This is a genomic window from Pseudoponticoccus marisrubri, assembly GCF_001482405.1.
GTDB classification, from domain to species: domain Bacteria; phylum Pseudomonadota; class Alphaproteobacteria; order Rhodobacterales; family Rhodobacteraceae; genus Pseudoponticoccus; species Pseudoponticoccus marisrubri.
Window position 1 is genome coordinate 311,488 of sequence record NZ_LPXO01000003.1, and the last position, 22,314, is coordinate 333,801.

23 protein-coding genes are annotated in these 22,314 nt (G+C 68.7%); 14 read left to right on the plus strand and 9 right to left on the minus strand.

Annotated features, from left to right (window positions below):
• Positions 1 to 4: 4 nt before the first annotated feature.
• Positions 5 to 934, minus strand: a complete 930-nt coding sequence (locus AVJ23_RS07480) for a methylenetetrahydrofolate reductase (RefSeq protein ID WP_058861638.1) — start codon at positions 932 to 934, stop codon at positions 5 to 7.
• A 27-nt stretch (positions 935 to 961) separates the two neighbouring features.
• Positions 962 to 1,258, minus strand: a complete 297-nt coding sequence (locus AVJ23_RS07485) for a virulence factor (protein WP_058861536.1) — start codon at positions 1,256 to 1,258, stop codon at positions 962 to 964.
• A gap of 236 nt (positions 1,259 to 1,494) precedes the next feature.
• Here AVJ23_RS07485 and AVJ23_RS07490 point away from each other — a divergent pair, with 236 nt between their 5' ends.
• From AVJ23_RS07490 to AVJ23_RS07520, 7 genes are all read left to right on the plus strand, one after another.
• Positions 1,495 to 2,202: a sulfotransferase family 2 domain-containing protein gene (locus AVJ23_RS07490; protein ID WP_058861537.1), complete on the plus strand. Its 708-nt coding sequence runs from the start codon at positions 1,495 to 1,497 to the stop codon at positions 2,200 to 2,202.
• Positions 2,203 to 2,233: 31 nt separating this feature from the next.
• Complete coding sequence (locus tag AVJ23_RS07495; RefSeq protein ID WP_058861538.1) at positions 2,234 to 3,346, plus strand: Ppx/GppA phosphatase family protein; 1,113 nt, start codon at positions 2,234 to 2,236, stop codon at positions 3,344 to 3,346.
• A 42-nt stretch (positions 3,347 to 3,388) separates the two neighbouring features.
• Positions 3,389 to 4,147, plus strand: a complete 759-nt coding sequence (locus tag AVJ23_RS07500; RefSeq protein WP_058861539.1) for an RlmE family RNA methyltransferase — start codon at positions 3,389 to 3,391, stop codon at positions 4,145 to 4,147.
• A gap of 381 nt (positions 4,148 to 4,528) precedes the next feature.
• Entirely contained in the window at positions 4,529 to 5,155 is a 627-nt protein-coding gene (locus AVJ23_RS07505; protein ID WP_058861540.1) for an SGNH/GDSL hydrolase family protein, read from the plus strand.
• On the plus strand, positions 5,152 to 5,610 hold the full coding sequence (locus tag AVJ23_RS07510) for a lipocalin/fatty acid-binding family protein (protein ID WP_240484550.1): 459 nt from the start codon (positions 5,152 to 5,154) through the stop codon (positions 5,608 to 5,610). The genes AVJ23_RS07505 and AVJ23_RS07510 overlap by 4 nt, the downstream gene beginning before the upstream one ends.
• The gene (locus AVJ23_RS07515) at positions 5,607 to 5,948 is read left to right on the plus strand and encodes a hypothetical protein (protein ID WP_058861541.1); all 342 of its coding nucleotides are present in this window, start codon (positions 5,607 to 5,609) and stop codon (positions 5,946 to 5,948) included. Before AVJ23_RS07510 ends, AVJ23_RS07515 begins: the two co-directional genes overlap by 4 nt.
• 162 nt (positions 5,949 to 6,110) lie before the next feature.
• Entirely contained in the window at positions 6,111 to 7,379 is a 1,269-nt protein-coding gene (locus tag AVJ23_RS07520) for a glycerate kinase type-2 family protein (RefSeq protein WP_058861542.1), read from the plus strand.
• On the opposite strand, the gene AVJ23_RS07525 is transcribed toward AVJ23_RS07520, so the two are convergent.
• Complete coding sequence (locus tag AVJ23_RS07525) at positions 7,370 to 8,119, minus strand: hypothetical protein (protein ID WP_058861543.1); 750 nt, start codon at positions 8,117 to 8,119, stop codon at positions 7,370 to 7,372. The two genes, AVJ23_RS07520 and AVJ23_RS07525, sit on opposite strands and share 10 nt — an antisense overlap.
• Positions 8,120 to 8,227: 108 nt before the next feature.
• Between AVJ23_RS07525 and AVJ23_RS07530 the strand changes: the two genes are divergently transcribed.
• Positions 8,228 to 9,103, plus strand: coding sequence for a glycosyltransferase family protein (locus tag AVJ23_RS07530; protein ID WP_058861544.1), 876 nt, complete (start codon positions 8,228 to 8,230; stop codon positions 9,101 to 9,103).
• Positions 9,104 to 9,109: 6 nt separating this feature from the next.
• On the opposite strand, the gene AVJ23_RS07535 is transcribed toward AVJ23_RS07530, so the two are convergent.
• A complete protein-coding gene (locus AVJ23_RS07535) occupies positions 9,110 to 9,634 on the minus strand; it encodes a hypothetical protein (RefSeq protein WP_058861545.1) in 525 nt (174 codons plus the stop codon).
• 188 nt (positions 9,635 to 9,822) lie between these two features.
• Positions 9,823 to 11,193: a M20/M25/M40 family metallo-hydrolase gene (locus tag AVJ23_RS07540; RefSeq protein WP_058861546.1), complete on the minus strand. Its 1,371-nt coding sequence runs from the start codon at positions 11,191 to 11,193 to the stop codon at positions 9,823 to 9,825.
• A 421-nt stretch (positions 11,194 to 11,614) separates the two neighbouring features.
• Here AVJ23_RS07540 and hemA point away from each other — a divergent pair, with 421 nt between their 5' ends.
• From hemA to ispG, 3 genes are all read left to right on the plus strand, one after another.
• Positions 11,615 to 12,844, plus strand: a complete 1,230-nt coding sequence (hemA, locus tag AVJ23_RS07545; protein ID WP_058861547.1) for a 5-aminolevulinate synthase — start codon at positions 11,615 to 11,617, stop codon at positions 12,842 to 12,844.
• Positions 12,845 to 12,962: 118 nt separating this feature from the next.
• Positions 12,963 to 14,765, plus strand: a complete 1,803-nt coding sequence (locus AVJ23_RS07550) for a RodZ domain-containing protein (RefSeq protein WP_058861548.1) — start codon at positions 12,963 to 12,965, stop codon at positions 14,763 to 14,765.
• 93 nt (positions 14,766 to 14,858) lie between these two features.
• Positions 14,859 to 15,989 carry a flavodoxin-dependent (E)-4-hydroxy-3-methylbut-2-enyl-diphosphate synthase gene (gene ispG / locus AVJ23_RS07555; protein ID WP_058861549.1) on the plus strand — a complete coding sequence of 377 codons (1,131 nt, stop codon included), beginning with the start codon at positions 14,859 to 14,861 and terminating at the stop codon, positions 15,987 to 15,989.
• 65 nt (positions 15,990 to 16,054) lie between these two features.
• On the opposite strand, the gene AVJ23_RS07560 is transcribed toward ispG, so the two are convergent.
• The 3 genes from AVJ23_RS07560 to AVJ23_RS07570 are packed head-to-tail and all read right to left on the minus strand — an operon-like array spanning position 16,055 to position 18,600.
• Positions 16,055 to 16,483, minus strand: coding sequence for a hypothetical protein (locus tag AVJ23_RS07560; RefSeq protein WP_058861550.1), 429 nt, complete (start codon positions 16,481 to 16,483; stop codon positions 16,055 to 16,057).
• Positions 16,480 to 17,256, minus strand: coding sequence for a DsbA family protein (locus AVJ23_RS07565; RefSeq protein WP_058861551.1), 777 nt, complete (start codon positions 17,254 to 17,256; stop codon positions 16,480 to 16,482). Before AVJ23_RS07565 ends, AVJ23_RS07560 begins: the two co-directional genes overlap by 4 nt.
• A 21-nt stretch (positions 17,257 to 17,277) precedes the next feature.
• Positions 17,278 to 18,600: a M48 family metalloprotease gene (locus tag AVJ23_RS07570; protein WP_058861552.1), complete on the minus strand. Its 1,323-nt coding sequence runs from the start codon at positions 18,598 to 18,600 to the stop codon at positions 17,278 to 17,280.
• A gap of 56 nt (positions 18,601 to 18,656) precedes the next feature.
• Between AVJ23_RS07570 and AVJ23_RS07575 the strand changes: the two genes are divergently transcribed.
• Together AVJ23_RS07575 and AVJ23_RS07580 are read left to right on the plus strand one after the other, a co-directional pair.
• A complete protein-coding gene (locus tag AVJ23_RS07575; RefSeq protein ID WP_058861553.1) occupies positions 18,657 to 19,808 on the plus strand; it encodes a pyridoxal phosphate-dependent aminotransferase in 1,152 nt (383 codons plus the stop codon).
• A 77-nt stretch (positions 19,809 to 19,885) separates the two neighbouring features.
• Positions 19,886 to 21,097, plus strand: a complete 1,212-nt coding sequence (locus tag AVJ23_RS07580) for an N-acetylmuramoyl-L-alanine amidase (RefSeq protein ID WP_058861554.1) — start codon at positions 19,886 to 19,888, stop codon at positions 21,095 to 21,097.
• 180 nt (positions 21,098 to 21,277) lie between these two features.
• Here AVJ23_RS07580 and AVJ23_RS07585 read toward each other — a convergent pair whose 3' ends face one another.
• Positions 21,278 to 21,781, minus strand: a complete 504-nt coding sequence (locus tag AVJ23_RS07585) for a hypothetical protein (RefSeq protein WP_058861555.1) — start codon at positions 21,779 to 21,781, stop codon at positions 21,278 to 21,280.
• A gap of 122 nt (positions 21,782 to 21,903) precedes the next feature.
• On the opposite strand from AVJ23_RS07585, the gene AVJ23_RS07590 reads away from it, so the two are divergent.
• Positions 21,904 to 22,311 carry a SufE family protein gene (locus AVJ23_RS07590; protein ID WP_058861556.1) on the plus strand — a complete coding sequence of 136 codons (408 nt, stop codon included), beginning with the start codon at positions 21,904 to 21,906 and terminating at the stop codon, positions 22,309 to 22,311.
• Positions 22,312 to 22,314: the final 3 nt, after the last annotated feature.

A 22,314-nucleotide genomic window follows, 5' to 3' on the forward strand; every position in this document is an offset into this window, starting at 1 on the left:
GGGCTCAGGTCTGGGCCGCCGCGGGGCGCGTGGCCGCGCCGCCCGCCTCGATCGCCCAGTTGGCATTGGCCTTGATCCCGCCCAGCGGGAAGAAATGCACCTGTTCCACGGCGAAATCGGGATGCGCGGCCTTGTGCTCGGCCAGCCGGGTCAGCACCTCGGTGGGCTCGTAGGGCAGCAGCAGCTTGGAGACATCCATGGCGCGTTTCTGCAGCACCTTGAGCGACGGGCCGACGCCGCAGGCGATGGCGAACTTGATCAGCGTCTGCAGCTTGGCCGGCCCGGCGATGCCGATATGGACGGGCAGGGTGATCCCCTCGGCCCGCAGCCGGTCGCACCACGCGATGATCGGATCGGCATCGAAGGCGAATTGCGTGGCCAGCGCCATCTGCGCATCCGTGCGCTCCGAGAATTCCTGCTTCCAGCGCAGCGCCTCGGCCACGTTCGCGTCCGAGCCGTCGGGATCGATGTCGCGGTTTCCCTCGGGGTGGCCGGCCACGTGCAGCCGGGTGAAGCCCGCCGCGTCGAAGAGCCCGGTCTCGAGCAGCTGCATCGAGCAGTGGAAATCGCCCTGCGGCGCGGCGACGCCACCGGCCAGCAGCAGCGCCTGGTCGACCCCGGCCTCGCCCTGGTAGCGCGCGATCCAGTCCTTCAACGTGGCGGCATCCTTGATGATCCGGGCGGGGAAATGCGGCATGACGGGAAAGCCGTCCTCGGCCAGGCGCCGCGCGGTGGCGACCATGTCCTCGATCGGGGTGCCGTCGATATGGGCGATGTAGACCCGGGTGCCCGGCGCCAGCAGGGCGCGGAAATCCTCGACCTTCTCGGCGGTGCGCGGCATGACCTCGATCGAGTAGCCGGTTAGCAGGGCCTGCAGCGCGGCATTGCCCGGGCGGGCAACCTCGTCACGCTTGCGGAAATTCAACAGAGCCATGATGGCCTCCCTCAGGTTCATGCGGGCTCAGGCCCATCCGTCATTCGCGATCAGCGCCTTGAGACGCTCGGTGTCGTATTCGGCCTCGATCCGGGCGGCCTCGGCCGTAGCGACCTCGTCGGGGCTGCCCTCGACGCTGCCGGCGGGGGCCTTGCGCCATTCGGCCAGGTAGGCATCGGTCTCGGCGGCGCCGGTCTTCATGGCGGCGCGGTCGATGGCCTGTTCGAAGCGCTCGGGCAGCGGCCGCTTGGCCCCGCGCCGTCCCTTGCCGACGATGACCTGCGCGGGGATGTCGCGCCAGTAGACGATTGTCACCTCGGGCATGGGGCTGATTCCTTCCTGCTTCGTTGTGCCTGAATACAGGCCGAGCGCCGCGGCACGGCGTCGAAATTCGACCCGACACGGATGATACGCGACAGGGTATATCGGCCGGCAGCATTGTCCAAGCGTCCGGGATCCGCTAAGTTTTCATGAAAAACATGAGGCAGAGCCGCCCCCGTGACATCATCCTGCCGCAAAACGATGCAGGAGTGCGGGCGCGAGCAGCAAGGAGTACAGGCGTGGTCATCACGGTCGACGCGCACAAGCTGGCCTACATGGCCTTGCCCAAGGCGGGCTGTTCCTCGGTCAAGGAGGCACTGGCCCGGCTGGACCCGTCGGTGACGTTGCCGCCCGAGGACCAGATCGACGTGCGCACCTGGCACGGCATCTACCCGACACGCCGGTTCCGCAAGCATCGCTGGCGCGCGCTTGAAGGCTACTGGGGCTTCTGCGTGGTGCGAGACCCGGTCAAGCGGCTGCTGTCGGTCTATACCAACCGCGTGCTGCAATTCGGCGACACGATGAACAGCCGCAAGCTGCGGCAGGGGCGCGACTGGCTGCCCGATCTGCCGCGCCAGCCCGACCCGGACACGTTCTTCCAGAACCTGCAGGGCTACGTGATGGGCTCGTCCTCGATCAAACATCACGTGATGGGTGCGCGGGTTTTTCTGGGCCCGGATCTGGGCGTCTATGACAAGGTCTACCGGACCGAGGAGCTGGGCCAGCTGGCCTATGATCTTGCGCTGCTGACCCGGCAGAACGTGCACATGCCGCGCGGCAACCGCTCCGAGGCGCAGCTGACGCTGGACGATCTGGCGCCCCGGACGATCGACGCGCTGCGCCCGATGCTCGACGAGGAATATGCTTTCCTCTCGGACTATTACGACAATCCTCTGGGTCCGCGACGTCATGATGCTTGCGTGACTCCGATGCGGCGCGTATCCTGATCCCAAGTTGAAATCGGAAAGGCGCGAAGTCATGGCGCCCAAGCGTCCCGAGGCTGCGGGCGCTTTCCCGAAACCGGTTGAGAGCCCCGCGCCTGAACGGCCGGATCCCAACGCGCTTTATGCTGCGCTGGATCTGGGCACAAATAGTTGTCGCATGCTGATTGCCCAGCCCAAGGGCAGCCAGTTTCATGTGGTCGACAGTTTCTCGAAGTCCGTGCAGCTTGGCTACGGGCTCGAGAAATCGGGTCGGCTCAGCCGGTCGTCCATGCAGCGGACGGTGTCGGCGCTGCGCGTGTGTCACCAGAAGATCGAACGGCACAAGGTCACGCGGATGCGTCTTGTCGCGACCGAGGCCTGCCGCCGTGCGCGCAACGCGCGCGACTTCATCCGCCATGTCCGCCGCGAGACGGGGCTCAAGCTGGAGATCATCCAGCCCGAGGAAGAGGCCCGGCTGGCGGTGATCTCCTGTGCGCCGCTGGTCTCGACCAAGACCGAGCAGCTGCTGGTCGTGGATATCGGCGGCGGCTCGACCGAGCTGGTCTGGATCGACCTCTCGCGGGTCGAGCCGCGCGAGCGGCCCCGCGCCATCATGCGCCTGCATGCAGGCTTCCACCCGCCCGACAGCCCGTTCCCGACCGCCAAGGTGGTGGACTGGATCTCGGTGCCGCTGGGCGTGGCAACGCTGCGCGACCAGTTCTCGGACGTGCAGGACGATGCCGCGCGCTACGCGCTGATGAGCTGGTATTTCGAGGAAAACCTTGCCGAGTTCGCCCCTTACGAGGATGAACAGGCGCGCGAGGGCTTCCAGATCGTGGGCACCTCGGGCACCGTCACCACGGTGGCGGCCTCGCATCTGGGGCTGCGCCGCTATGACCGGACCAAGGTGGACGGGCTGCGCATGAGCTCGGACCAGATCGAGGCCGTCATCCAGCGCTATCTCGACATGGGGCCCACGGGACGGCGCCGCGACCCGCGCATCGGCCCCGACCGGCACGCCCTGATCATGAGCGGCAGCGCGATCCTGCAGGCGCTGCTGCGGCTCTGGCCGACCGACCGGCTGAGCGTGGCCGATCGCGGCCTGCGCGAGGGGCTGCTTTATGCGCAGATGTCTGCGGATGGCGTTCTGGAGGATGGCCCGCTATAGGGGCCGGACCCTGCGGGGCCGACAGATCACGAGAGGCAAGCCATGGCGAAGGGACCCAAGAACTCCTCGGGGCGCGGACAGCGCGACCTGAAGGTCAAGGTCAAGACGGCGCGCGGGCGCAAGACCTCGTCGACGCGCTGGCTGCAGCGTCAGCTGAACGATCCTTACGTCAAGCGCGCCAAGGCCGAGGGCTATCGCGGGCGCGCCGCCTACAAGATCCTCGAGATCGACGACAAGTACCGCTTCCTCGTGCCCGGTGCCCGCGTGGTCGACCTGGGCTGTGCGCCGGGCGGCTGGTGCCAGGTGGCGGTGCAGCGGGTCAACGCGCTTGGCGAAAAGGCAGGCAAGGCGCAAGGCACGGTGCTGGGCATCGACCTGCAGGAGGTCGACCCGATCCCCGGCGCGCAGCTGCACCAGCTGGACTTCCTTGACGAGGGTGCCGATGACCGGGTCAAGGACTGGCTGGGCGGTCGCGCCGACGTGGTGATGTCGGACATGGCGGCGGCCTCGTCGGGGCACAAGCAGACCGATCACCTGCGCATCATCACGCTCTGCGAGGCGGCGGCCGAGCTGGCCTTCGACGTGCTCGAAGAGGGTGGCACCTTCGTGGCCAAGGTGCTGGCGGGCGGGGCCGAGGGCTCGCTCCAGCAGGTGCTCAAGCAGCGCTTTGCCAAGGTCGCCAATTTCAAGCCGCCGGCCAGCCGCTCGGATTCCTCCGAGAAATTCGTCGTCGCCACCGGGTTCCGCGGCCGGCGCTCAGAGCCCGAAGAGGCGGAGGCGCCGGGCGGGCCGCTGGAGTGAGGTGACCGCGGCGCGCTTCAGCGCCGCCTCCATCTCGGCGCTCAACCCGGTCTCGGCCCTTGGGCCTGTCTGCGCTGCACCATCGGAGTCCGGCGCCGCCTCCGCGCTGCGATAAAGCGCGAAGAGCCGCGCATGGCGCGACGGGCGGACGGCACGGGGCCGCGGATCGGGATCGTGATGCATGGGCAGACTCGCAGCAATGCCGGTGCGGTACGGCGCCCAGCCTGCCGGCACAATGCGGCAAATCCGGCGCGCCCCGGCGGTGGCTTTGTGGACACACCTCCGCCTTGGCCGCTTGACGCGGCGGGCCAAGCCGGGCTCGATTGCGCGACAGGGGAAGGCCGCGCGACAGGGGCCACCCCGATGGGAGGAGCACCGCACATGGCCGTCATTCTCTGCTACGGCGACAGCAATACGCATGGCACCGCGCCGCTGCGCCAACTGGGCGACGCCCGTCGCTGGCCGCCCGGGCAGCGCTGGCCCGATGCGCTGGCCGCGGGGCTGGGCCTTGGCCATCATGTCCTCGCCGAGGGGCTGCCGGGCCGGACCACCGTGCATGACGACCCGGTCGAGGGCGGCATGCGCAACGGGCTGACCGTGCTGCCGGCCATCCTGCACAGCCACAAGCCGGTCGACCTGCTGATCCTCATGCTGGGCACCAACGACCTCAAGCATCGCTTCTCGGTGACCGCCTTCGAGATCGCCCGCTCGGTCGAGCGCCTTGCGCTGCTGGCCCGGGCCGAGATCGCGGTGCCGGATATCCTGCTGGTGGCACCCGCGCCGGTGCGCGAGATCGGCGTGCTGCGCGATGTCTTTGCCGGGGCCGAGCCGCGGCAGGTCGGGCTGGCCGGGCACCTGTCCGATGCGGCCAAGCGGCTGGGCTGCGGCTTTGTCGCCGCCGGTGACACGGTTGCCGTCGCGCCCGAGGATGGCGTGCACTGGGATGCCGAGGCGCATCGCGCCTTCGGCGAGGTGATGGCGCGCCACGTGGCGGACCGCCTGCCGTGATCCTGCGCGCGCTGTCGCTGACCCTGCTGGCCGCCTGCGCCAGCGCGCCCGAGGCGCCCTCGACCGTGCCGACCACGATCGGGCTGCGCAATCCCACCGCGCCCGTGGCCTCGCAGGCCGATGCGACGCTGGCGCGGCTGGCCGGTGACTGGATCGTGTTGCAGGGCGGTGCAGTGGCACCGGGCACGCGGCTGCGGATCGGGCCGGAGGGGCTGCGACTGAACGGCGTGACCCTGCCGCTGGTCGACGAGGGGCAGGGCCGCTTCCGCCTGGGCGAGACCCGTCTGTGGGTGCACTGGCTGGATGCCGACAACCGCACCGCGGCTCTGGGGGATCCCGATGGGGGTCGCGTCTGGATCATGGACCGCACGGGCCGGCCGGGTGAGCGTCTGCGCGCTGCGCGCGAGATCCTCGACTGGTATGGCTACGATCTCGACAGGCTCGTCACCGCATGAGCGGCGGGCTGTGGATGGGCTCTTTCCTGGGCACGATGGTGCTCTTGCCCGGTTTGGCCGCGCTCTTTGCCGCCGGGCAGGCGCGCCTGCCGCTGCTGCCGGGCGCCATCCTGCTGGCGGTGCTGGGCTTCGGCGGGCTGATGCTCTACCGGGCCCATGACGTGTCGGCGGGACAGGTGGTCGCCGCGCTCGCCCTGACCTGCCTGCCGGGCTGGCTGGGCGCATCCCTGCGCGAGGTCATGGCCGACACCTACGTGCTGATGGCCGCTGTCTACGCGGTGACGGCCAGCTGCCTCGGCCTGCTCTGGATCTGGATCGCCCTGGGCGGGTCGCTGTAGGAGGCTGCGGATGAGTCAGGTCGCGCACTACTTGAGAAACGCGGCAAAACATACTGAATTGATTGAAATAATGGAAAACGGGTCTTCCAGATGGTGCTGAGCAAACCGCCGGATCGTGAAGCCACGCCCCTGACCCCGAACGCCTGACCGAGGAACCTGACGATGGATGATCGTGCTTTTCTGACCGAACTTTTCGACGCTGCCGTGGCGGCCGCCGACCCGATGCGGGCGCTGGCCGGCGCCTTGCCGGAAAAACCCGCGGGCCGCACCGTGGTTGTGGCGCTTGGCAAGGGGGCCGCGCAGATGGCAGCGGCCTTCGAGACGCTTTGGGACGCGCCGGTCGAGGGGGTGGTCGTCACGCGCTATGGCTATGCCACCGATTGCCGCCACCTGCCTGTGCTGGAGGCGTCGCACCCGGTTCCCGACGCCGCCGGCGAGAAGGCGGCCGCGGCGGTGATGCAGGCGGTCTCGGGCCTCGGGCCGGATGACCTTGTCGTCGCGCTGGTCTGCGGCGGGGGCTCGGCCCTGCTGCCGGCCCCGCCCGAGGGGATGACGCTGAAGGATGAGCAGGCGCTGAACCGCGCGCTGCTGGCCTCAGGCGCGCCGATCGGCGTGATGAACGCGATCCGCAAGCATGTCAGCCGCATCAAGGGCGGGCGTCTTGCTGCGGCCGCCCATCCCGCGCGGGTGGTCAGCCTGGTGGTCTCGGACGTGCCGGGCGATGATCCGGCGCAGGTGGCCTCGGGCCCGACCGTGCCGGACAGTGTCGGTCGCGATCAGGTGCTCGCGATGATCCGGAACCGAAATATCAAGCTGCCAGAAAACATTATGGCACATATCTCGAGTGATGCCTCAACTGCGCCCGACCCAAGGGACGAGGTCTATGTCCGCAACGAGGTGCGCGTCGTCGCCTCGGCGCGCCTGTCGCTCGAGGCGGCGGCGAAGGTGGCCGAGGCCCATGGAATCGCCGCGCCGATCCTCTCGGACGCGATCGAGGGCGAGGCGCATGTGGTGGGCCAGGTTCATGGCGCCATCGCGCGCGAAATCGCGCGTCACGACCGTCCCTTTGCGCGCCCCGTCGTCGTGCTGTCAGGGGGCGAGACCAGCGTGACCCTGACCGACACTCCCGGGCGCGGCGGGCGCAACACCGCCTTCCTGATGGGGCTCGCCGGCGAGATCGAGGGGCTGTCCGGCGTGACCGTGCTGGCCGCCGACACGGACGGGATCGACGGGACCGAGCCCAATGCCGGCGCCTTTGTCGATGGCGGCAGCTTTGCACGGATGCGGGAGGCCGGGCTCGACCCGGCCGATGTCATTCAACGGCAGGACCCCTGGGGTGCCTTCGATGCCGTGGGCGACATCTTCGCACCCGGGCCGACAGGCACAAATGTGAATGATTTCAGGGCGATGCTGATCAAAGCTCAGTCATAGGAATAGCCTAGCGTCGCCTCCTGCTGCAAGTCCAGCTCGGACCGGAGCAGAGGCAGGTCGGCCTCGGGGAAGACCTTTGGCGTGGCGGGTCGCTCGGCGACCGAGGGCAGGAATTTCGACCCAAGCCGTTTGACCACGGGGCGCAGCGGCAAGTTGGAGCGCGGCAGGTCCAGGCCGTCATGAAGCGCCTGCAGGAAGTCCTCGGGCGCGGCCTGCACGGCCTCCAGCCGGCAGAGAACCAGCGTGCAGCCACGCTGCCGGAAAGAGAGCAGCCCCTCCAGCTTGGCGCGGCGCAGCGCGAAGAGGTTCGCGAAGGGCCGCCCGGTGATCGGATGACGGTCATGCTGCAGCGGCATGCCCTGTCCCCCCAGCGCCGCGACCTGCGGGAAATAGCGCTTGCGGTCGGCGATCGTGGCCCATTCGGCGCGGATGAAATCGGCAAAGGGCAGGGCCTGCATGGCCGGCGGGCAATGCCACGGCTTGGCATGCATGGACAGCGCCCAGTCCCGCGCATCGCGCATCACGGCGACGATGGCCACAGGCGCGGGGATCGCGGTCATGTGCGGAAAGCCGTGCTTCCAGCCCAGGTCTTCCATCGGGCGCAGGGGCGCGTTCCGCCCGATCAGGCGCTTGACGAAATTGGTGCCCGAGGACCGCTCGCCGAAGACCTGCACCCGCGTGGGCGTGGCAGGGCCCGGCACGATCTGCCACCCGGTGTCGCGAAAGCCTGCATCGACCATGACTGCCCCTCTTTTTCCTTGGTTTAGCGCGGCCCGGGGCAAAATGCGATTCTCAAGGCGCGGGGCGTCGGTTAGGCTGCGGCGCGAGGCAGGAAACGGGACGGACAGATGCAGACGGTGGCCGCGGCGCTGACCATGGTGCGCGATGACGCGTTCTTTCTGAAGGCCTGGCTGCGCCATTACGGCGAAGCGCTGGGGCGCGAGAATTGCTACGTGGTCAACCATGGCCGCGGGGCCGAGGTGGCGGAGCTGGCCGAGGGCTGCAACATCATCGGCATCCCCGGCGACCCGCATCCCAATTTCGACATGAAGCGCTGGCGCATGCTCAACAACCTCGTGCACGGGCTGCGCTGTTACTACACCCATGTCATCGTCGGCGACGTGGACGAGCTGGTTGTGGTCGATCCGGCCTCGGGCAAGGGGCTGCTGGACTATCTGGCCGAGACGCGGCCGCGCCGGGTGCTGACGCCCTTGGGGCTGGAGGTGATCCACCGCATCGATATCGAGCATGACCCGATCACGGATCACATCCTGGGCCCGCGCCGGCATGTGCGCTTGGCGCCGCATTACTCCAAGCCCTGCGTCATCAGCGCCGGGGTCAAGATCGCGCGCGGCGGGCATTTCACGCAACACGACACGCTGATCGCGCCCGAGGACCTGTACCTGTTCCACCTGAAATTCTGCGATTTCGAGACCTATGTCTCGGTCATGAACGCGCGCAACCAAGTGACCGAAGAGGTCGGCGTCGGCGTCAAGGAGGCCGCCATCGGCCGCCACTGGTTCGCCGAGGCGCGCGGCGCGGATCGCGCGGTTTTCGACGGGTTCGCACGGCTCGAGATGAAGGAGGGGTTCGACCTGGGCTGGGTGCGCAAGCGCATGGCGCGCAGCTGGGGGCCCCGGGGCGATACCGGCTTCTACAACTTCCAGCGGCCCGATTATGGCGGGCAGTACCGGCTGCCCGAGCGCTTTGTCGGCGTGATCTGAGGCGACCTAGCGGCTGAAGGACGAGACCAGCGAGACCTGGCCCAGATCGAGATCGGGCAGGGTGCTGCTGGCGGTCTGCAGCAGGCTGCGCGAATTGCCGTCCAGCATCTGGTAGCCGGCGCTCCAGACGCCCGGCGGCGTGTAGACCAGCACCGCCGCCCCCAGCGCGCCGGCCAGCAGCCCGCCGGAATTGGCCCGCCGCCCGCCCGTGCGCGCCACGAAGCGGAAGAGATGGATCAGCAGCATCACGCCCGAGGCCGCCATCAGCATGGCCAGCCCGCCAAAGATGGCGCCGTGATACTCGGCGGGCAGGCTGCCGGCCTGCAGCGAGCTTTCGATGAAGGCGCGGTTCGCGCCGACCGAGATCACCAGATAGGCCCAGCCGAAGCCCAGCAGGCAGGCGACCAGCGGGCGCTGGCGCTTCTTCTGCGGCGGGCGGCCGGTCTGTCCGAGATAATGGTAGCCGGGGTCGACGCGCCGCACGCGCTGGCGGAAATCGGCCCGGGAGAGTTTGCGATACGCGGTCGTCATGCCGCCATGGCTAGGCCCCGAATGCGGCCCCGTCGGGGCGGAATTGGGCCGTCCTGCCTTATTCTGCCTGCGCGCCCCGGGATCCTTGGGATTTCCGGGCCGGATGTGGCGCCGATCCCACGCCGGGCGCGCAGGTGACGCAAGGGCAGGGGCGGCGGCGCGAATCGGGCCCGCCGCCCCGCACCTGCTCAGCGGATCGCGTCGAGCACGCGGGCCCAGCTGCGGATCCCCTTGTGGAAGCTCTCCACGTCGTATTTTTCGTTCGGGGAGTGGATCTGGTCGTCATCCTTGGCCCAGCCCACCAGCATCGTGTCCATGCCGAGGATCGATTTGAAATAGCCCGCCACGGGAATCGAGCCGCCGCAGCCGCCAAAGGCCGCCTCGACGCCCCATTCCTCGCTCAGCGCGCGGCGCGCGGCCTCGAAGGCGGGGTGATCGGTTGCCATCTCGCTGGCGGGCGAGGCGCCGATCCCCGAGAACTCGGCCGTGACATCGCCGGGCAGCTGGGCGCGCACCCAGTCGCGGAAATGCTCGCGCAGTGCATGCGGGTCCTGGTCGCCGACGAGGCGGAAGCTGACCTTGGCCGAGGCCTTGGAGGGCAGCACCGTCTTGAACCCGTCGCCGGTATAGCCGCCGGTGATGCCGTTCACCTCGGCGGTGGGTCGCGACCAGATCATCTCGAGCGGGCTGTAGCCCTCTTCGCCGGCCGGGATCGACAGGCCGACATCGCCAAGAAAGCCGCGATGGTCGAAACCCAGTGCCTGCCACTGCTCGGCGATATCCTCGGACAGCTCGGGCACGCCGTCATAGAAATGCGGCACCTGCACCCGGCCATCGGGGCCGTGCAGCCCGCCCACGATGCGGGCCAGCACCCGGATCGGGTTGATCGCCGCACCACCATACATGCCCGAATGCAGGTCCTTGTCCGGCCCGGTCAGCACGATCTCTTCCTGCAGCATGCCGCGCAGGCGGGTGATGATCGACGGCGTGGTGCTCTGGAACAGGCCGGTGTCGCAGATCAGTGCCAGGTCGGCCTTCAGCTCCTCGGCATTCTCTTCGAGGAAGGGCACCAGCGAGGGCGAGCCGCTTTCCTCTTCGCCCTCGAAGAAGAAGGTGATGCGGCAGGGCATCTCGCCATGCTCGGCCTTCCAGGCGCGGCAGGCCTCGACGAAGGTCATCAGCTGGCCCTTGTCGTCGCTGGCGCCGCGGCCGCGGATCACGCGGCCCTTGTCCGTCTCCTCGATGGCGGGGTCGAACGGGTCGCGGTCCCACAGGTGCAGCGGATCGACCGGCTGCACGTCGTAATGGCCATAGAACAGCACATGCGGGCCATCGCCCTCGACATGACCCACCACCATCGGGTGGCCCGGCGTGGTCCGCTTCTCGGCGGCGATGCCAAGGCTTTGCAGGTCGGCCACCAGCCAGTCGGCGGCGGCGTCGCATTGCGCGGCAAAGGCCGGGTCGGTCGAGATGGACTGCAGGCGCAGCAGCTCCATCAGGCGGTCCAGCGCGGCGGGAAGGTCGGAGTCGATACGCAAGAGCGTGGCGTCGAGAGACATGGGTCACCTTGATTTGTTTGCATAAACCCTACCAGCGCCACGGGCACTGTCCAGCCGGTCGCCGCGCGGGCGGGCCGGGGTGGGGAATTCCGCTCTGGGCGCGCGCCCGGCCGATCGGCGATACTGCGGGCAGGGCGGCTCGATTCGCCTGACCGACCCACCCGGGCCCGCGCCGGGACAGGGCCGGACCGGCATGGGCGGCGAGGGCTTTAGATGTTTCCGATATGCGCCATTTGGCCGGGTCAGGAGAGCGGGGCGCCCCCGGGGATTGACGCAGATCAAGGCTGCGACCGTTGGTCCGGCCCAAAATAGTGGACACGCGCGCGCTTGGCATTTAGCTATTCACAAAATTGAATGCAGAAGCGTTCTAAACTGGGATCCGCTGACAGACCGGGTCCGAAGACCAAGAAGGAGGCCGTCGGTGGACTACGCCGCGAAACTCGACCAAGCCCTGGACCGCCTGCATGACGAAGGTCGTTACCGCACCTTCATCGATATCGAGCGCAAGATGGGCCAGTTTCCGCACGCCACCTGGCGGCGGCCGGACGGCTCTGAGACCCCGATCACCGTGTGGTGCGGCAATGACTATCTTGGCATGGGCCAGCACCCCGCGGTGCTGGAGGCGATGCACGAGGCGATCGACGCCACCGGTGCCGGGTCGGGCGGCACGCGCAACATCTCGGGCACCACGGTCTATCACAAGCGGCTGGAAGCCGAGCTGGCCGACCTGCACGGCAAGGAATCGGCGCTACTCTTCACCTCGGCCTATATCGCCAATGACGCCACGCTGAGCACGCTGCCCAAGCTGTTCCCGGGCCTCATCATCTACTCGGACGAATTGAACCATGCCTCGATGATCGAGGGCATCCGTCGCAATGGCGGCTCCAAGCGCGTCTTCAAGCATAATGATGTCGAGGATCTGCGCGCCAAGCTGGCGGCCGACGATCCGGCCGCGCCCAAGCTGATCGCCTTTGAATCGATCTACTCGATGGATGGCGATTTCGGCCCGATCGAGGCGATCTGCGATCTGGCCGACGAGTTCGGCGCGCTGACCTATATCGACGAGGTCCACGCCGTGGGCATGTACGGCCCGCGCGGCGCCGGCGTGGCCGAGCGTGACCGGCTGATGCACCGCATCGACATCATCAACGGCACGCTGGCCAAGGCCTATGGCGTGATGGGCGGCTATATCGCCGCCTCCGATAAAATGTGTGACGCCGTAAGGTCTTACGCCCCGGGCTTCATCTTCACCACCTCGCTGCCGCCGGCCGTGGCCGCCGGGGCCGCCGCCTCGGTCGCCTTCCTCAAGACCGCCGAGGGGCAGGCGCTGCGCGAGCGTCACCAGACCCAGGCCGGCATCCTCAAGCTGCGGCTCAAGGGCATGGGCCTGCCGATCATCGACCATGGCAGCCATATCGTGCCGGTGATCGTGGGCGACCCGGTGCACACCAAGCAGCTCTCCGACATGCTGCTGGAAGGCTTCGGCATCTACGTGCAGCCGATCAATTTCCCCACCGTGCCGCGCGGCACCGAGCGTCTGCGCTTCACGCCGTCGCCGGTTCACGGGCCCCGGGAAATGGACCAGCTGGTTCAGGCGATGGATGAACTTTGGAGCCATTGTGCGCTGAATCGCGCCGAAATGGCGGGGTAGCCGTCGGTATTCCTGTCAAAACCCTTGCGATGTGGTAGGCTGCTGACAATAACGGGCCGCGAGTCGACGGCCCGAACCGGGCAGGTACAACGTAGTACGGGAAGATGGGGCAGTCTGCATGATCGGGCGCAAATCCCAGGACAAGCTGGCGGTGGACGAGCAGTCCCCGCAAAGCTTTGATGACTTTGCCCTTCGCCTCGGCGACGTGATGCGGGGCGAACGTGCGACACTGGGCAAGTCACTGCTGGACGTCCAGCGCGAATTGCGGATCAAGGCCAGCTATATCGCGGCGATCGAGAATTGCGATCCCTCGGCCTTCGACACGCCGGGCTTCATCGCGGGCTACGTGCGCTCCTATGCGCGCTACCTCGGCATGGACCCGGACGAGGCCTTTGCCGCCTTCTGCGCCGAAAGCGGCTTTTCCGTCGCGCATGGCATGTCGGACCAGGCCTCGGTCGTGCGCAAGCCGGCGCTCGACCAGGTGCGCCCGCGCAGCCGCGACCCGCTGGCCGAACCGCGCATGCCCTTCGCCCCGGCCAATGACAGCCTGTTTTCGCGGATCGAGCCGGGCGCCATTGCGTCGTCGCTGGTGCTGCTCGCGCTGATCGGCGGCATCGGCTATGGTGGCTACAGCGTGCTGCAGGAGGTGCAGCGCGTGCGTGTCACCCCGGTCGACCAGACCCCCGTGGTGCTGAGCGAGATCGACCCGCTGGACGCCGCGCTTGCCCCGCGGGACGAGGCCGAGACAGCCACCCAGGACGAAACGATCGCCGGTGTCTTCACGCCGCCCTCGGGCGCGGCCTTCGACCGGCTCTACCGCCCGCAGGCGCTGGACGTACCGGTGCTGGTGGCGCGTGACGCGCCGATCTCGACTCTGGATCCCGGCTCAGTGGGGCTCTTCTCCGACAGCGCCACGCCCAGCCTGCCGCGCGTGCAGGACAGCAGCAATGCCGCGATCGCGCTGGCCGAAGGCCTGGCCGAGGGGGACGAGACGCTCCGCCAGGTGCGCGCCGAGGCGCCGAACCTGGGGCAGGGCGTGCTGGTCATGGCCACGGACGAGGCCTGGGTCGAGATCAAGGATGAAAGCGGCAAGGTGCTCTATTCGCGCATCATGCAGCAGGGCGACAGCTATGCCGTGCCGCGCGACGCGCGCGAGCCGCGCATTGCCATCGGGCAGGCCGGCGGGATCTATTTCGCTGTCGACGGCACGCCGTTCGGCCCCTCGGGCCGGCCCGGGCGCTACGCCGAGGTGGCGCTGGACGCCGCCGCGCTCAAGGAGCGGTTCGAGCCCGCTGACCCGGCCGCCGATGACGATCTGTTGGCCGTGATGGTCGAGCTGGACATCAAGTCTCGCCCGGCCCCCACAGCCGTGGCCGCGCTGCAACCGCAGGGCTCTGCCACCGTGGCCCGGGCCGACACGACCCCGGTCAGCCCGCAGCCCGAGGCGCAGAGCACCAGCCTGACGCAGCTGGCCGCGCAATCCACGCCGCGCCCGGCCCAGCCGCAGGCACAGATCTCGACGCCCTCTCCGGTGGCCCCGGCCTCGACCATCCCGCAGGTGACCGAGGCGCCCGCGCCGGGCATCACCGTCGTGGCCTCGGCGGATACCTGGGTGGAAGTCTCGCTGCCCTCGGGCAAGAAGATCTTTGCCCAGACCATGCGCGCCGGCGAGACCTACCAGGTGCCGCAGACCGCGCAGGCGGCCAAGATCTTCTCGGGCAATGCAGGCGGGGTCTATTTCGCGGTGAACGGCCAGACCTACGGGCCCTATGGCGAAAGCGGCCAGTTCGGCCGCAACCTTCAGCTGTCGGCCTCTGCCATCACGCAACGCCTGCAGGTCGCCGATCTCAGCCGCAACCAGACGCTGGCCAAGGTCGTCGCCGAGCTGCGCGCCGGTGCCGCGCCCCAGACGCGCCCCTGACGATGGCGGCCCGGGTCGCGCAGCGGTGACTGGCCCCGCGGGCCCGTTCACGTTACTGTGCCGCCAAATGACTGCAATCAGGACGATCCGCGCATGAGCCTCAACCACGTCCGCCCGTGGCGCAACATCTATCGCCGCAAATCCCGCCAGATCATGGTCGGCTCCGTGCCGGTCGGGGGCGATGCCCCGATCTCGGTGCAGACCATGACCAACACGGTCACCACCGACATCCCCGGCACCATCGCGCAGGTGCAGGCCGCCGCCGAGGCGGGGGCGGATATCGTGCGTGTCTCCGTCCCAGACGAGGCGTCGTCGAAGGCGCTGCGCGAGATCACGCGTGAAAGCCCGGTGCCGATCGTGGCAGATATCCATTTCCACTACCGCCGCGGCATCGAGGCGGCCGAGGCCGGCGCCGCCTGTCTGCGCATCAACCCGGGCAATATCGGCAGCCAGGACCGCGTGCGCGAGGTCATCCAGGCCGCCCGCGATCACGGTTGTTCCATGCGCATCGGCGTGAATGCCGGCAGCCTCGAGAAGCACCTGCTCGAGAAATACGGCGAACCCTGTCCCGAGGCCATGGTCGAAAGCGGGATGGACCACATCCGCATCCTCGAGGACAATGGTTTCCACGAGTTCAAAATCAGCGTGAAAGCCTCGGACGTGTTCCTGGCCGCTGCCGCCTACCAGGGCATCGCCGAGGCGACGGACAAGCCGATCCACCTGGGCATCACCGAGGCCGGGGGGCTCACCTCGGGCACGATCAAGAGCGCGATCGGCCTGGGCAACCTGCTCTGGATGGGGATCGGCGACACGATCCGCGTCTCGCTCTCGGCCGATCCGGTGGAAGAGGTGAAAGTCGGCTACGAGATCCTCAAGTCGCTGGGGCTGCGCCACCGCGGCGTGAACATCATCTCCTGCCCCTCCTGCGCGCGGCAGGGCTTTGACGTGATCAAGACGGTCGAGGAACTGGAACGGCGGCTGGAACATATCAAGACCCCGATGAGCCTGTCGATCATCGGCTGCGTGGTGAACGGGCCGGGCGAGGCGCTGATGACCGATGTCGGCTTCACGGGCGGCGGGGCCGGCTCGGGCATGGTCTACCTGGCGGGCAAGGCCAGCCACAAGATGTCCAACGACCAGATGATCGACCACATCGTCGAAGAGGTGGAGAAGAAGGCCGCCGAGCTCGAGGCGGAAGCCGCCAAGGCACAGGCAGCGGAGTAGCGCGGGCAAATTCCATCAGATGGAATTTGCAAATCTTTTCCTGAAAAGATTTGCGCGCGCTCTGCTCAATTCTCGGTCAGGTAACGTTCCAGCACGACCCGGGGCATGGCGCCGCGGATCAGCTTGTCTGGCATGACATAGGACGGGACCGTGTCCAGCGTCATGCGCTGCATCAGCGCCGAATTGGCGGGGTCCGAGATGTCGAGGATGCGCACTTGCTTGTCCAGCACGGCGGCCAGCGCCTGCAGGCTCTCCTGTGCCGCTGGGCAATCAGCGCAATCCGGGCCGACGAAGAGCGCGATGTCGCCCGCCCCATCCGCTCCGAAAAGCCGGGGCGCATCGGCGGCGATCCGGTTGAGATCGGCCGCCTTTTCTGCGGCATAGGGATCGCTCGGCCCGGCCAGCGCCTTGAGGCGGGCCCGCAGCTCGCTGGCCTCCCCGGCCGTGGCCGGAGAGGTCGCGAGGCAGAGCAGGAGCCCGGCCGCCCGGATCACGAGCGCTGGTCTTCCACGATCTGCATCATGGTCTGCAGCGGCGCATAGCCACGCACCATCCGGTCACCGAAGACGAAGCTGGGCGTACCGTTGATCTGCATGTCCTGCGCCAGCGCCCGGGTTTCCGAGATGCGGCGGGTCACCTCGTCGCTGTCCATCTCGGCCAGGATCGCCTCGGCATCGAGCCCAAGCGTCTGTGCGACGCGGCGCAGCTGGCCCTTGCCCGGGTTGCCCTCGAGCGCGATCAGCGCGTCATGCACCGCCTTGTAGGCCTCGTCGCCTTCGACGATATGGGTCGCCACGGCGAAGCGCGACGAGATCACCGAGGCCTCGCCGAGGATCGGGAATTCCTTGACGATCAGCCGGATATTGCCATCCATCTCGACCAGCTGCTCGACCTCGGGATGCGCGCGCCGGCAATAACCGCAGCGGTAGTCGATGAACTCGACCACGGTCACGTCGCCCTCGGGATTGCCGCCGACCCAGGAAAACCCGTCGTCGAGCAACCGGTCGATATTGTCCTGCACCAGCGAGTCGTCCGCCGCCGCCTGGGCCTGCTGTTCACGCTCCTCGAGCACGGCCACCGCTTCCATGATCACCTGCGGGTTCTCGAGCAGGTAGGCGCGGACCTGTGCCCCGAAGGCGGCCTGCTGCTCGGGCGTCATGGCGTCGAAATCGAACGCCGCCTCCTGGGCGCGGACCGGGCCGGTCGCAAGGGCCAGCGCCGCGGCGCCGGTCAGCGCCAGGGCGCGAAGGGATCTGGATTGAAACATGGGAACTCCCGTCATTTGAGGTCAGCGACGCTGCGCGCGTTGCGCGGCGTTTAACACATCCTGGGCGCGTTGCCACGGGCCCGAGCCGCGCGGCAGCAGCCCCGAGGCGCGCTTGGCATGCAGCTCTGCATCCGCCATCCGCCCCCCCAGCGCGTAGCGTTCGGCCGTCACGACCGAGGCCATGCCGTTCTGCCCGGTCCGCGCATAGGCCACGGCCAGGTCGCGCAGCACGCGTGCATCCGAGACATCGCGTGACCGGGCACGCTCCAGCGGGGTCAGCGCGGCGCGGGGATTGCCCGCCGCCAGCAGGGCCCGGCCCAGCCCGCCCTGGATCAGCGGCTCGCGCGGGGCGATGGCGGCGGCTTTCTGGTAGACTTGAACTGCGGCCCCGAACTGCCTGGATTCCAACAGGATCTGGCCCTTGAGCTCGATCAGGAACGGATCGCGCGGGCGCAGGGCCAGCGCGCCGTCGATCGCCTTGAGCGCGCGCGCCCGGTCGGACTGGCGATGATGCGCCACGGCCTGTCGCATCAAGGCGATGTCCTGGCTGGGGCTGTCCTTGAGGCGCCGCAATGTCCATGACGGTGCGCGCTTGAAGGCGGTCAGCTTGCCCTTGGCCCGGGAAAACCAGTATTGCGCGGTCGCGTCGCGCGTGCCGCCGGGATTGCCGGCGACCATGCCCTTGAGCGCGCGCAGCCGGTCGCGGGTCAGCGGGTGGGTGCGCATGTAGGGATCCTGCCGCCCGACCGACAGCGCCTCCTGCCCGCGGAACAACTCCATCACCTCCACCGCGGCCGAGGTGTCGATCCCGGCGCGCTTGAGATAGCGGATCGTGGCGATGTCGGCTGCCGCTTCCTCGGCCCGCGTATGGGCAAAGAAGCGCCGCAGCGCCGAGCCCTGCGTGCCCGCGGCGATGCCCGCCGCGACCTGGCCGTCGCGCGTCGCCGCGGCGGTCGCGGCGGCCAGCAGCAGGCCCAGCCCGGCAGCGGTGCGCGCGCTGCGCATGTTGCCCATGCGGCGCGCCAGATGGCCATTGGCGATATGCGCGGCCTCATGCGCCAGCACCGCCTGCAACGCCGCGGCGCTGTCCAGCTTCATGATCAGGCCCGAATGCAGGAAGATATGCTGGTTGTCCGCAACGAAAGCGTTGAGCGAGCTGTCATCGATCACGAGGATGCGCACCTGCGACGGGCTGAGCCCTGCCGCGCCCAGAACCGGGGCGGCCAGCTGGCGCAGCGCGTGTTCCACGTCGGCATCGCGCAGCAGCGTCACGCCGGCGCGGGCGGGGGCCGCGACACAGAGGGCCAGCGCGACGACAAGGGCCAGGAGCCGGGGCAGGATCATTGACGTCTCACCTCTGTCGACCGTAAGCGGGTTGCGGGCACAGTAGAGAGGCAGGCATGCGGAATTCAAGCCGGGGGGACGTCGATCCCTTTATCGTGATGGACGTGATGGAGGCCGCGCGCCAGGCCGAGGCGGCCGGGCGCTCGATCATCCATATGGAGGTGGGCCAGCCCGGTACGCCGGCGCCCCAAGCGGCCCGCGACGCGCTGGCGCGCAGCATGGAGACGGACCCGCTGGGCTATACCGTGGCGCTGGGGCTGCCCGCGCTGCGCGCGCGCATCGCCCGGCTTTATGGCGAATGGTACGGCGTCGATCTGGACCCCGCGCGCGTCGTGGTCACGCCGGGCTCCTCGGGCGGCTTCATCCTGGCCTTCACGGCGCTGTTCGATGCGGGCGATCGCATCGCGCTGGGTCGGCCGGGCTACCCCTCCTACCGCCAGATCCTGCGCGCGCTCGACCTGCAGCCGGTCGAGATCGCCGCCTCCGCGCAGAACCGCCTGCAACTGGTGCCGGAGGACCTTGCTGGGGTCGATTACCAGGGGCTCATGGTGGCCAGCCCCGCCAACCCCACCGGCACCATGCTGGACAAGCCGGCCCTCGCGGCGCTGATCGAGGCGGCGCAGGCGCGGGGGGCCAGCTTTCTCTCGGACGAGATCTATCACGGCATCGAGTACGAGCGCCGGGCCGTCAGCGCGCTCGAGATCAGCGACGATGTCTGCGTGATCAACTCGTTCTCCAAGTATTTCTCGATGACCGGCTGGCGCGTCGGCTGGCTGGTCGTGCCCGAGGCGCAGATCCGCCAGGTGGAACGCCTGGCCCAGAACCTGTTCATCTGCCCGCCCCATGCCAGCCAGGTCGCGGCGCTGGCCGCGATGGATGCGGGCGAGGAGCTGGAGGCGAATCTCGCCGTCTACGCGCGCAACCGGGCGCTGATGCTGGAGGGGCTGCCCGCCGCCGGGTTCGACCGGATCGCGCCGCCCGACGGGGCCTTCTACGTCTATGCCGACGTGTCGCACCTGACCGATGACAGCCGGGCCTTCGCGCGCGAGATCCTCGACGAGGCCGGGGTGGCGGTGACACCGGGCCTCGATTTCGACCCCGAGCGCGGGGCCGGCACGCTGCGCTTCTCCTATGCCCGTGCGCCGGAGGACATCGCCGAGGGGCTCGACCGCCTGGCGCGCTTCATGAAAGCGCGCCGCGGCGCCTGAGCGGCGCAGCTGCCACGTGCAAAGCCCGCGGCAGCCTGCTAGGATCCGCGCAAAGCAACCACCGGGAACCGGGGACCATGAGCAGGATCATCGGGCTTTGCCTTGCCGCGTGCCTCTGGGCGGCGCCGGGCAGCGCGCAACAGGAAAGCGGGCTGGCACGCTATTCCGGCGGCGGGTTCAGCGACGCCCGGCGCGGCGTCACCGAGCTGGCGCTGGAGCTGAGCCAGGGCGTGCCGTGGCGCGTCTACACGCTGGCCGACCCCATGCGCCTCGTGCTCGATTTCCGCGAGGTGGCCTGGCAGGGGGCCGATCCCGAGGGGATGGATGACAGCGATCGCGTGGCCTCGCTGCGTATGGGTGCCTTCCGCCCCGGCTGGTCCCGCCTCGTGGCCGAGCTGTCCGAGCCGCTGGCCGTTGCCCGCGCCGGCATGCAGATCGACCCCGAGACCGGCCGCGCGACGCTGAGCCTGCGGCTGGAGCGGACCGATCCGGACAGTTTCGCGCAGGCCGCCGGCACGCCCGCCGGTCCCGGCTGGGACCGCCCCGAGCCCAGGGCCCTGCGCCCGGTGGCGCGCGACAGCGACGCGCCGCTGACCATCGTGCTGGACCCCGGCCATGGCGGTATCGATCCGGGCGCCCAGCGGGGCGGGCTGAAGGAGGCCGATCTCGTCCTGCTCTTCGCACGCGAGCTGCGCGAGGTGCTGCGCCGCACCGGCGCTTACACCGTGGTGCTGACGCGGGACAGCGATACCTTTGTCTCGCTCGAAGGTCGCGTCGCGCTGGCCCATGACGCCGGGGCCGATCTCTTCATCTCGTTGCACGCCGATGCGCTGGAGGAAGGGCAGGCGCATGGCGCCTCGGTCTACACCCTGTCCGCAGATGCCTCGGACGCGGCCTCCGCCGCGCTGGCTGAGCGCCATGACCGCGACGACCTGCTGGCCGGGATCGACCTGTCGGGTGCGGATGACCGCGTGGCGCAGGTGCTGATGGATTTGGCCCGGCTGGACAACACCCCGCGCAGCGAAGCGCTGGCGCGCCACCTGATCGACGGGATCGAGAACGCGCTTGGCCATGTGCATAAGCGCCCGTTGCGACAGGCGGGGTTTTCCGTGCTCAAGGCCGCCGACATCCCCTCGGTATTGGTCGAGCTGGGCTTCCTGTCCACCGAACGCGACCTCGAGAACCTGCAGGACCCGGCCTGGCGCGCGGGCATGGCCGCCGGTATCCGCGACGGGATCGCGGCTTGGCTGATCGAGGACGAAGCGCTGGGACGTCTGCGACGCCAATAGGGATTTCGTCGCGTGTGCCGCGCGCCGATCCGCCGGGGGCTCTGCCCCCGGACCCCCGGAGTACTTATGGAAAGATGAAAGAATGGCGCGTCAGGCTCTTTCATCTTTCTGAAAATACTCAAAAAAGACGACGGCATGCCTTTTCTTGGGACGCTTCGAATACCGGGTGCGCGCGTGGTTTCAGCGCCGGCTGGTGCGCACGGTGCGGGCGGATTTGACACGGATCGTGCGGATGGCCCCCAGTTCGTTGTCGGTCAGCCAGACCGCGGCCGTCACGGTCCGGGATGCCGGCCGGCCCTGCGGGCCGCGCAGTTGCAGCGCGCGGAAATCGAGCGTCAGGGTGCCGGCATCGGATTCCTCGTCCACCTTGACGAGGCGCACATCGTAGACGCCCTGGTAGTCGGCCACGCCGGTGGCGCGGATCACGGCGCCGCCGGGGCGGCGTTCGACGAGCAGTTCGGTCACGTCGCCGATCAGCTGGCCGCGATAGGTGTCATCCTGCTGCGGGCGCAGGATCGAGGCGCGGCGGCGCGGGATCAGCGGGTTGACCTCGCCCTCGGTGGCGACCGGCTGGGCGGTGCTGCGGCCGAACCAGTTCATCGGGTTCAGGCGCGAGTCGCGCACGGTGCCGCAGCTGGTCAGCACCAGCGCGGAGAGAAGCAGGACGGAGAGGGATCTGGTCATCAGCACAGCGGCCCGTTGGATGGCTTTCGACCGGGGTAGCGCATTCCGCCCGGCTTGAAAAGCACCAAGGGCTGGACCTTTGCCCGGCCGCGACATAGGTCCCGGACAAAAGGAGACAGGACATGGCGCAGGCGGCGTTCGAAGAGGTGGTGGAGGATTTCGAGTTCCTCGAGGACTGGGAAGACCGCTACCGCATGGTGATCGAGATGGGCAAGGCGATGGAGCCCCTGCCGGAGGCCTTGAAAGTGCCGGCCACCAAGGTGGAGGGCTGTGCCAGCCAGGTCTGGCTGCATGTCACGCCCGAGGCGGACCGGTTCCATTTCCAGGGCGACAGCGACGCGCTGATCGTCAAGGGGCTGATCGCGCTTCTGCATCGTCTCTATGACGGGTTGCCGCTGACCGAGGTGCCCGCGGTCGATGCGCGGGCCGAGATGGGGCGGCTGGGGCTGCATGACCATCTCTCGGCGCAGCGTTCGAACGGGTTGCGCGCCATGATCGACCGGATCCGGAGCGAGGCCGCGGCGCCCTGAGGC

What these genes read in the sequence shown, in the direction of transcription:
- AVJ23_RS07485 (WP_058861536.1), bottom strand. Translation starts at nt 1,258, where the DNA reads ATGCCCGAGGTGACAATCGTCTACTGGCGCGACATCCCCGCGCAGGTC.
- AVJ23_RS07480 (WP_058861638.1), bottom strand. Translation starts at nt 934, where the DNA reads ATGGCTCTGTTGAATTTCCGCAAGCGTGACGAGGTTGCCCGCCCGGGC.
- AVJ23_RS07565 (WP_058861551.1), bottom strand. Translation starts at nt 17,256, where the DNA reads ATGTTTCAATCCAGATCCCTTCGCGCCCTGGCGCTGACCGGCGCCGCG.
- AVJ23_RS07590 (WP_058861556.1), top strand. Translation starts at nt 21,904, where the DNA reads ATGGCGCAGGCGGCGTTCGAAGAGGTGGTGGAGGATTTCGAGTTCCTC.
- AVJ23_RS07500 (WP_058861539.1), top strand. Translation starts at nt 3,389, where the DNA reads ATGGCGAAGGGACCCAAGAACTCCTCGGGGCGCGGACAGCGCGACCTG.
- AVJ23_RS07515 (WP_058861541.1), top strand. Translation starts at nt 5,607, where the DNA reads ATGAGCGGCGGGCTGTGGATGGGCTCTTTCCTGGGCACGATGGTGCTC.
- AVJ23_RS07580 (WP_058861554.1), top strand. Translation starts at nt 19,886, where the DNA reads ATGAGCAGGATCATCGGGCTTTGCCTTGCCGCGTGCCTCTGGGCGGCG.
- AVJ23_RS07550 (WP_058861548.1), top strand. Translation starts at nt 12,963, where the DNA reads ATGATCGGGCGCAAATCCCAGGACAAGCTGGCGGTGGACGAGCAGTCC.
- ispG (WP_058861549.1), top strand. Translation starts at nt 14,859, where the DNA reads ATGAGCCTCAACCACGTCCGCCCGTGGCGCAACATCTATCGCCGCAAA.
- AVJ23_RS07525 (WP_058861543.1), bottom strand. Translation starts at nt 8,119, where the DNA reads ATGGTCGATGCAGGCTTTCGCGACACCGGGTGGCAGATCGTGCCGGGC.
- AVJ23_RS07575 (WP_058861553.1), top strand. Translation starts at nt 18,657, where the DNA reads ATGCGGAATTCAAGCCGGGGGGACGTCGATCCCTTTATCGTGATGGAC.
- AVJ23_RS07585 (WP_058861555.1), bottom strand. Translation starts at nt 21,781, where the DNA reads ATGACCAGATCCCTCTCCGTCCTGCTTCTCTCCGCGCTGGTGCTGACC.
- AVJ23_RS07495 (WP_058861538.1), top strand. Translation starts at nt 2,234, where the DNA reads ATGGCGCCCAAGCGTCCCGAGGCTGCGGGCGCTTTCCCGAAACCGGTT.
- AVJ23_RS07540 (WP_058861546.1), bottom strand. Translation starts at nt 11,193, where the DNA reads ATGTCTCTCGACGCCACGCTCTTGCGTATCGACTCCGACCTTCCCGCC.
- AVJ23_RS07505 (WP_058861540.1), top strand. Translation starts at nt 4,529, where the DNA reads ATGGCCGTCATTCTCTGCTACGGCGACAGCAATACGCATGGCACCGCG.
- AVJ23_RS07535 (WP_058861545.1), bottom strand. Translation starts at nt 9,634, where the DNA reads ATGACGACCGCGTATCGCAAACTCTCCCGGGCCGATTTCCGCCAGCGC.
- AVJ23_RS07520 (WP_058861542.1), top strand. Translation starts at nt 6,111, where the DNA reads ATGGATGATCGTGCTTTTCTGACCGAACTTTTCGACGCTGCCGTGGCG.
- AVJ23_RS07530 (WP_058861544.1), top strand. Translation starts at nt 8,228, where the DNA reads ATGCAGACGGTGGCCGCGGCGCTGACCATGGTGCGCGATGACGCGTTC.
- AVJ23_RS07570 (WP_058861552.1), bottom strand. Translation starts at nt 18,600, where the DNA reads ATGATCCTGCCCCGGCTCCTGGCCCTTGTCGTCGCGCTGGCCCTCTGT.